At 60.1% G+C, this 7,824-nt stretch carries 7 protein-coding genes; 3 read left to right on the top strand and 4 right to left on the bottom strand.

Features of this window, described 5'->3' with window-relative positions; genetic code table 11:
• Nucleotides 1-1,283, top strand: a 1,283-nt coding sequence (locus ABI213_RS12405) for an L-glutamate gamma-semialdehyde dehydrogenase (protein ID WP_348027315.1), incomplete at its 5' end; no start/stop codon positions are given.
• Nucleotides 1,284-1,347: 64 nt separating this feature from the next.
• Here ABI213_RS12405 and ABI213_RS12400 read toward each other — a convergent pair.
• Nucleotides 1,348-3,681, bottom strand: a complete 2,334-nt coding sequence (locus ABI213_RS12400; RefSeq protein WP_348007174.1) for a PKD domain-containing protein — start codon at nucleotides 3,679-3,681, stop codon at nucleotides 1,348-1,350.
• Between the two features lie 201 nt (nucleotides 3,682-3,882).
• Between ABI213_RS12400 and ABI213_RS12395 the strand changes: the two genes are divergently transcribed.
• The gene (locus ABI213_RS12395; protein WP_348007173.1) at nucleotides 3,883-4,422 is read left to right on the top strand and encodes a pseudouridine synthase; all 540 of its coding nucleotides are present in this window, start codon (nucleotides 3,883-3,885) and stop codon (nucleotides 4,420-4,422) included.
• A gap of 178 nt (nucleotides 4,423-4,600) precedes the next feature.
• Nucleotides 4,601-5,785: a patatin-like phospholipase family protein gene (locus ABI213_RS12390; RefSeq protein WP_348007172.1), complete on the top strand. Its 1,185-nt coding sequence runs from the start codon at nucleotides 4,601-4,603 to the stop codon at nucleotides 5,783-5,785.
• Between the two features lie 8 nt (nucleotides 5,786-5,793).
• On the opposite strand, the gene ABI213_RS12385 is transcribed toward ABI213_RS12390, so the two are convergent.
• The 3 genes from ABI213_RS12385 to ABI213_RS12375 form a co-directional block, all read right to left on the bottom strand.
• The gene (locus ABI213_RS12385) at nucleotides 5,794-6,801 is read right to left on the bottom strand and encodes a LacI family DNA-binding transcriptional regulator (protein WP_348007171.1); all 1,008 of its coding nucleotides are present in this window, start codon (nucleotides 6,799-6,801) and stop codon (nucleotides 5,794-5,796) included.
• A 70-nt stretch (nucleotides 6,802-6,871) separates the two neighbouring features.
• Nucleotides 6,872-7,549 (bottom strand): PEP-CTERM sorting domain-containing protein, encoded by a 678-nt coding sequence (locus ABI213_RS12380; protein ID WP_348007170.1) that lies wholly within the window; start codon nucleotides 7,547-7,549, stop codon nucleotides 6,872-6,874.
• Nucleotides 7,550-7,567: 18 nt separating this feature from the next.
• Nucleotides 7,568-7,824, bottom strand: a 257-nt coding sequence (locus tag ABI213_RS12375; RefSeq protein WP_348027313.1) for a hypothetical protein, incomplete at its 5' end; no start/stop codon positions are given.

The following is a 7,824-nucleotide window of genomic DNA, read 5'->3' as shown; positions in this document are numbered from 1 at the left end:
TGTTGCGCCAAAGCGCCGATTTGCTGGAACACCAGATGCCCCGCTTCTGCGCCATCCTGGTCAAGGAAGCCTTCAAGACCTGGGGCGATGCCGTGTCGGAAGTGCGCGAAGCCGTGGACTTTTTGCGCTTCTACGCCGATGAAGCCGAGCGCATCATGGCCCCGGTGGCCTTGCCCGGCCCCACGGGTGAAACGAATGAGTTGCGCCTGACCGCCCGCGGCGTGTGGGTCTGCATCAGCCCCTGGAATTTCCCGCTGGCCATCTTCATGGGCCAGGTGGCCGCTGCCTTGGCCACCGGCAACACGGTGCTGGCCAAGCCCGCCGAACAAACCCCGTTTGTCGCGCTGGAAGCCGTGCGCCTGCTGCACGCCGCCGGGGTGCCCGAGGGCGCGGTACAACTGCTGCACGGCCCCGGCGAAACCGTGGGAGCGTCCCTGGTGGCACTGCCCGGCATTGCGGGCGTGGTGTTCACTGGCTCCACGCCGGTGGCGCGGATCATCAACCGCACCTTGGCGGCCAAAGACGGCCCCATCATTCCACTGATCGCCGAGACCGGCGGCATCAACGCTATGCTGGTCGATAGCACCGCGCTGCCCGAGCAGGTGGTGGACGCCGTGGTGCAAAGCGCCTTCCGCAGCGCGGGCCAGCGCTGCTCGGCGTTGCGTCTGCTGTGCGTGCACGAAGCGATTGCCGACCACGTCATCGAAATGGTGCAGGGTGCCGCCAAAGAGCTGGTGCTGGGCAACACGGCGGACTGGGCCACCGACGTGGGCCCGGTCATCGACAAAGAAGCCTTCGACGGTATCCAGAAGCACATCCAGCGGCTGCATTCCACATCAAAAGCGCTGATAGCGCTTACTCCACCTGCGCAAGGTGCTACTAACCTGATAGCGCCACAAGCCTTCGAGCTGGCCCAGGTGGCCGACGTGGCGCAGGAAATCTTTGGCCCGGTGCTGCACATCGTGCGCTGGTCGGGCGACCCGCAGGCGGTGATCGAGCAGATCAACGCGCTGGGCTACGGCTTGACGCTGGGCATCCAGACTCGCATCGACAGCCGCGCCCACGCCCTGGCCGCCAGTGCCCACATCGGCAACGTCTACATCAACCGCAACATCATCGGCGCGGTGGTCGGCGTGCAGCCCTTTGGCGGCGAAGGCCTGAGCGGCACAGGCCCGAAAGCCGGCGGCCCGAATTACCTGGTGCGCTTCTGCGCCGAGCAAACGCTGACGGTGAACACCACGGCAGCGGGTGGCAACGCGGCGCTGCTGGCGTCGATGCCTTGAGGTTTGCTATTGAATAAGTAGCTACTAGCGTATATTCTTTATGCGCTAGTAGCCTATTGGGCTGTTAAAAACCGGTTGCCAAAAATGCGGAACCGCCACCCACCATCATCAGCGAGCCGTCGGGGTTGAAGGCCATGCCGTCCACCTGTCGGGTGAATTCGATTTCGGGCTCGTTCACGTAGATCCGCGAGGCGAACGACTTGAGTATGGTGAAACTACCCAGGAGTCCGGTAGAAGCCTTTACCTGCCGCAGGTAGGTGGGACCGGTTCCAAAGCCTCGGTCTACTTGCCACACGTCACCCCTCACATCGACGGCAAGTCTGCTGTGGTCCATTTGGGAGTAATCACCAGGCAGCCGCGGAATACTGGGTACGTAGAACACGCTTGTTTGCCCATTAGCTAATATTTTAAATATTTTGTATTCAAATGTAGAGTTTTTGCTTGCGTAAATAAAACCACTTGGATCTGCGGCTATGTCAGACAAGCTAGCGCATGAAAGCGGATTCCCAGTGGCCGTGCATTCTATGGAGTTTGTTATCGTTGTGACATCTCCTGCAGCAGAGATCATCCGCAGAGAATATCCCTGTTGGTCTACCACCCAAAGATTATCTGCAGCATCCATCGTTAAATAGGTGGGACGGTTGAATTTTGCGCTTGTGCGCGGGCCATCATTACTTCCGTAGGCGTAAATGACACCCGCATAGGTACTCACTACCCCCAGGGGATCTATTTTTCTAATGAGATTCGCTTCAGAATCTGTCACGAAAATATTGTTCTGGCTGTCTACAGCAATGCCGACTAAGTTTCCAAAGCGTGCGTTGCTTCCAGAGCCATCAAAATAGCCGGTGCTATTGCAATTACCCGCCAATACGCTGGCAAAAGTGCCAGTACGAAGCAATTGAACGCAGCTTCCATCGGTTGCTACGCTAAATCCATCGCGGTATTTGGCAACGCGGGAATCGTTGTTGAGTTTTACGCCATCGAGATTGGTCCCGGTAATATTGTCAGCTAGGCCCGCAATAGTGCTAACCGCTCCATCTGTCGCAATCTTGCGAACCGTGTTTGAGCCACCTGTAACCACCAGTTCTCCTTTGGGTGTTGTGGCGATGGCTTGCAAATTGCTTAATTGGGCAGTGGTGCGGTTGCCATCTCTTTCTCCACTATTGGTCCCCGCGAATTGGGTCAACCCCGCTGCGGTGTCTAGTACCAGAATTTCGTCGTAGCGCGTAATGAATATTTGATTCGCTGCATTAACCGTAATGCCGGATAGGGTTCCACACGCTGAGCCAATCTGTACAGGTGCACCTGGATAGGCGAAGCTGCCTGCATAGAGGGATGAAACAGTGCCATCTGGTGTAATTTTTCTAATTCCTGAGCATCCTTCTCGGATATACAGATTATTGTTGCGATCAATGGTAATTGCATCTGGCCCGTTAAGCCTGGCTACCGTTGGGCCACCATTCGTGAGTCCGGGCTCGGTCGCTTTCCCTACAAAAGTAGAAACAACACCATTAGAAATTTTGCGGATGGAGTTGCCTTCGAGTACAAAAACCGTGTCATTGCTGTCCGCAGCAATACCGTTGGCGAAACCAAATGAAGCGGTTGCGATAGGGCCATTGACCACCTGTGCGACTTCATTGATGGCATTTGCCAAATTACCTGCCAAGGTGGTTACCTGGCCAGCAGGGCTGATTTTGCGAATACGGTATTGGTCATGCACGTACAAAGACCCGCTGCCACCGATCGCAATGCTGTACGGATAGCTCAATCGCGCATCTGATCCGTTACCGTCGCTGAAGCCCCGCATGCCTGCCGCACCGGCAAAGTTCGTTGTTGTGCCATCGGGCATTACTTTGCGGATCAGGGCATTGAGGGGGTCCGCAACATACATGGTTCCATCTGCCGCTACTGCCAACCCTGTTGGCGCATCAAACCTGGCTTTTGTCTTGGTACCTTCGGTGCGGCCCGCACCGCCTTCAGCACCCGTCACGTATTTGACGCTGATGCCAGAAGTCGTCCACGCCAAGGTTTTTGTAGCTGTCGTACCATCTGCATCCGTCACTTTCAACATCACTTGGTAGACACCACCTTGGGCGAATTTGTGCGTTGCACCTTTTGTGGAAGCTGTGGTGCCATCACCAAAATCCCAGCTGTAGGTCAGGGGCGTTTTGCCACCTTCGGCAGTCCCATCAAAGTTGATGAGTGCGGTGGCAACTTGGTTTTGCTGTTCGTTGCTGTAGGTATTGATTTTGACGTCCAGTGGAGAGTTGACCGTGCTACCGCCTCCCGCTACTCCGGTGTCACCACCACCTCCCCCGCCCCCACACCCGGTGAGCACAATTCCTGCAGCGAGCAGAGCAGAGAGAAGTTTATTCCCGTGTAAAAGTATGGATTTCATGTTGAAGATAAAAATGTATGCAAAATTATTCTAGTGCTTTAAATTTTCATATATTGTTTTTTCTTTACAAGTTGATGCAAATTTGTTGTCTATCTCTGAATGGGTAGCCTTGTCGTCGTGATCCGTAAATGCTGAACCTTGGTGCTACCGGGAGACGATGCCTAAAGTGGTGGCGGGTTTGGCGGTAAGCTGGCTTTGCCCATGCCCAAAATCATTCTCTTCAACAAACCCTTCAACGTGCTCACCCAGTTCCGGCCCGATGGCGACCGGGCTACGCTGGCGCAGTTCATCACCGACCCCAGCCTGCGCGTGGCCGGGCGGCTGGACCGGGATTCGGAAGGCCTGCTGCTGCTGACCGACGATGGCGTGCTGAATGCGCGCATCACCCAGCCGCAGGAAAAGCAGTTCAAAACCTACCAGGTGCAGGTAGATGGCACGCCCACCGAGGCGGCATTGCAGGCGCTGCGCCAGGGCGTGCTGCTCAACGACGGCATGACTTTGCCCGCGTTTGCTGCGCAGATCGCCGAGCCACCCGGCCTGTGGCCACGCACACCGCCGGTACGCTACCGTGCCCACCTGCCCACCGCGTGGCTGGAGATCCGCATCTGCGAAGGGCGCAACCGCCAGGTACGGCGCATGACGGCGGCGGTGGGCCTGCCGACGCTGCGGCTGGTGCGGGTGCAGATCGGGCTGTACACGCTGGGCGATTTGCAGCCGGGCGCGTGGAAGCCGTATGCGTAGTGCAGTGCTGTTCTGAAAATTTATATAAAAAGTGCCTCCAGCGCAGGTGCAGTGCGCGCAGGCAGCTATTTATTTTGTAGTTGTGTAGGGGCTGGGTGTCTTTGCGTTGTGGACATCCCCGCCGCCAAACCCACCCCTATACTGCATTGCAACATGGCTCTGTCTGAAAGGTTTTAACGTGGCTTCTACCCCCCGCTCTGCTGCTTCCCAAAAGGCCTTGCCCGGCCCACACCACGAACAATGCGCGCTGGTGCTGCAAGGCGGGGGCGCGCTGGGTGCCTACCAGGCGGGGGTCTATGAGGCGCTGGAAGAAAACGGCATTTGCCCCGAATGGGTGGCCGGCGTGTCGATTGGGGCCATCAACGCGGCCATCATCGCGGGCAACCCCAAGCCCCTGCGGGTGCCGCGCCTGAAGGAGTTTTGGGAGGGCGTGTCGTCGCAGCTGGTGGCACCGGCTCCGCCTGCCCAGTGGGGCAACCAGGTGCGCGAGTTTTTCAACGAATCCAGCGCGGCCATGGTGTCGGTGCTGGGCACGCCCGGCTTCTTCAAACCCCGCGTGCCCGCTGCCCAGTACCAGCCGCAGGGCAGCTTGGCGGCCTTGGGCATTTACGACACCGAGCCGCTGCGCGCCACGCTGCTCAAGCTGGTGGACTTTGACCGCATCAACCGCAACTGCCCGGACGGCAATGTGCGGCTGTCGGTGGGCGCAGTCAACGTCACCAGCGGCAACTTCGCCTACTTTGATTCGGCCGACCGCCTGCACAGCAGCCCGTTGGGGCCGCAGCACATCATGGCCAGCGGCGCGCTGCCGCCGGGTTTTTCGCCGGTAGAGGTAGACGGCGAGTTCTACTGGGACGGCGGGCTGGTGTCCAACACCCCGCTGCAGTACCTGATCGACCAGCCTGCGGCCGAAGACATGCTGGTGTTCCAGGTGGATCTGTTCAGCGCCCGAGGCCATATGCCGCGCAACCTGAGCGAAGTGGCCGAGCGGGGCAAGGACATCCAGTTTGCCAGCCGCACCCGTTTCAACACCGACCAGATCGCGATACAGCAAAAACTCTCCCACGCCGCCCAAAAGCTGGCCGCCAAGCTGCCGCCCGAGTTCGCTAACGACCCCGATCTCATGAAGCTGCTGAACGCCGGATCGGCTTCCGCCGTGACCATCGTGCACCTGATCCACCGCAGCAAGCATTTTGAAACCCAGTCCAAAGACTACGAGTTCTCACGGGCCACGGTGCGCGAGCACTGGGCTGCTGGGCGCGCCGACGTAGAGCGCAGCCTGGCCGACCCGCGCTGGCTCAACCGCCACCGCCCGGCTGCCGGTGTGAACGTGCTGGATTTGACCAAGCCGGCGAAGCGCTAAGCTGGTTCTTACGCGCCGGGCAGGACGCGCACCGAGTCGCGCACCACCAGCGTGGGCTCCAGCAGGCGCTGGGGAGCCGTCAAAACCTCCCCGGTGGCCAGCCGCAAAGCCAGTTGGGCGGCGGTGCGGGCCAGTGCGGCCACAGGATGGTGTACCGTGGTCAGGCGCGGGTGGATCAGATCGGCGTATTCCACGTCGTCAAAACCCATCAACGATAGCTGCGTGGGCACCGCGATACCGGCGGCCCGGCAGTGGTTCAGCGCACCAAAAGCCATCTGGTCGTTCAGGCAGAACACGGCGCTCATGGTCGGTTGGCTGGCCCAAAGTGCCGCCATGCAGGCGCTGCCTGAGGTAAAGTGGAAGTCGCCCTCGGACACCCGTTCTGACGGTAGCGGCTGCCCGGCGGCGGCCAGGGTGTGGCGAAAGGCGGCCAGGCGCTGCATGCTTTCTGGGTTGTCACGCGGCCCGACGATGACTCCAATGTCGCGGTGGCCGCAGCGCAGCAGGTACTGGGCTGCCAACTGGCCGCCGGTGTGGTTGTCCAGCTGTACGCAGCGGGTCTCGAAACCCGGCACGGTGCGGTGGATGACCACCATGTGCGGGTTCTGCTGGAGCATCTCGGCCAGCGCCTCGTCGGACAACTGGCCGGGGTACAAGATGATGGCGTCGCAGCGCCGCTGCCGCAGGAATTGCAGGCCTTTGGCCACCTCGTCCACGCTGTTCTTGCCGCAGGTGATGACCAGGTGGCTGCCCACGGCGCTGACGGCATCTTCTACTGCGTTGACCAGCGGTGCAAAGAAGGCCCCGGACAAATGCGGCACCACCAGCCCCACGCAATCCGAGCGCCGGGAGGCGAGCGAGGCGGCAAAGCTGTTGCGCGAAAAGTCCAGCGTGCGCATGGCGGCTTCTACCTTCATGCGGGTGGCTTCGCGCACTTTGTGCGGGTCGTTCATGACCCGGGAGACGGTGGCGCTGGAGACACCGGCCAAGGCGGCAACGCTGTGGATGGTGGACATGGGCGGTAACTCAGGTTGCCGGAGCGTCAAATTCCTCCGTCATCGGATGTTAACGCCCGCCCCATGTGCATCAGCGCTTGCGCCGCCGCGTCGCCCATAGGCCAAAGGCCCCTGCGCCGAGTAAGGCCAGCGAACCCGGTTCGGGCACGCTGTTGGCGCTGGCGGACAGGTTGTCGATACCAAAGCTGTCGGACGCGCCGGTCACATCGAACCAGATAGCCCGCACATTGCTAAAGGGTGAGCCCAGTGCAAAGCCGATGGCGGGAAAGTCCGAGTCTTTGCTAGGCAACAACTGCGCGAAGTCGTCGGTGCTGCCGTCGGCCGAGGCGTGCACGTAGACCTGCTCGTTACCCGATGCCGGGCCGCCACCGGTATCGGTGTTGGAGACGATATCAAAGCCGCCCAGGCTGAAGGTTCCGCCATCGGTGCGGGTCAGGCGGATCTGCGTCAGGTAGCCAAAGTTGCCGGTCGCCCAGTGGCCTTGCAGCACGTCGTTGCCGACTTCATAAAAATCGCCCACGTTGCTGGAAAAATCCGAGTCGGTGCCGATGAAGGTGAAGCGAAAGCCCGCTTCTTCGTAACTCTGCACGCCGTCCCAGTTGATGGCGTTGTTGGTCACGCCGGTGGACGCATCGTTGCGGGTAACGGTGCCACCGGTAAAGGTGATCAGTGAGGCTTGGGCCGAAGTAGCCATCGAGGCTAGGCCGCAGGCGAGTAGGGCTGCCGCGAGGATTTTGGAGGTGAACATGTGTATTCCTATCGAGGGTTATTGGACAAAGCGGACGTTGCGCACCTGGAACTGCACACCTTGCTGGTCCCCCCATTTCGGGAAGATGGCAAACGGCACATTGGTACGGCGCAGGTCAAAGCAGGCGGACTGTGCAGCGGTGATGGTGGCCATGTTCACGCTCACGGCCTGCCACCCACCCGCTGCGGGGCGGCCAAACAGCACGTCGCCGGTGTTGCAGTTGCTGCCTTCGCTTTCCATCTTCACGACCAGCCCGCCGGTATTGCCGCCGTAGG

This window comes from Rhodoferax sp., from assembly GCF_039922535.1.
Classification (GTDB): Bacteria; Pseudomonadota; Gammaproteobacteria; order Burkholderiales; family Burkholderiaceae_C; genus Rhodoferax_B.
Note: the sequence above shows the minus strand (reverse complement) of the source record. Positions and strands in the feature narration are given on the sequence as shown.

Excerpts from the sequence above, each read along its gene's own strand:
- ABI213_RS12400 (WP_348007174.1), bottom strand. The coding sequence starts at position 3,681 with ATGAAATCCATACTTTTACACGGGAATAAACTTCTCTCTGCTCTGCTC.
- ABI213_RS12395 (WP_348007173.1), top strand. The coding sequence starts at position 3,883 with ATGCCCAAAATCATTCTCTTCAACAAACCCTTCAACGTGCTCACCCAG.
- ABI213_RS12385 (WP_348007171.1), bottom strand. The coding sequence starts at position 6,801 with ATGTCCACCATCCACAGCGTTGCCGCCTTGGCCGGTGTCTCCAGCGCC.
- ABI213_RS12380 (WP_348007170.1), bottom strand. The coding sequence starts at position 7,549 with ATGTTCACCTCCAAAATCCTCGCGGCAGCCCTACTCGCCTGCGGCCTA.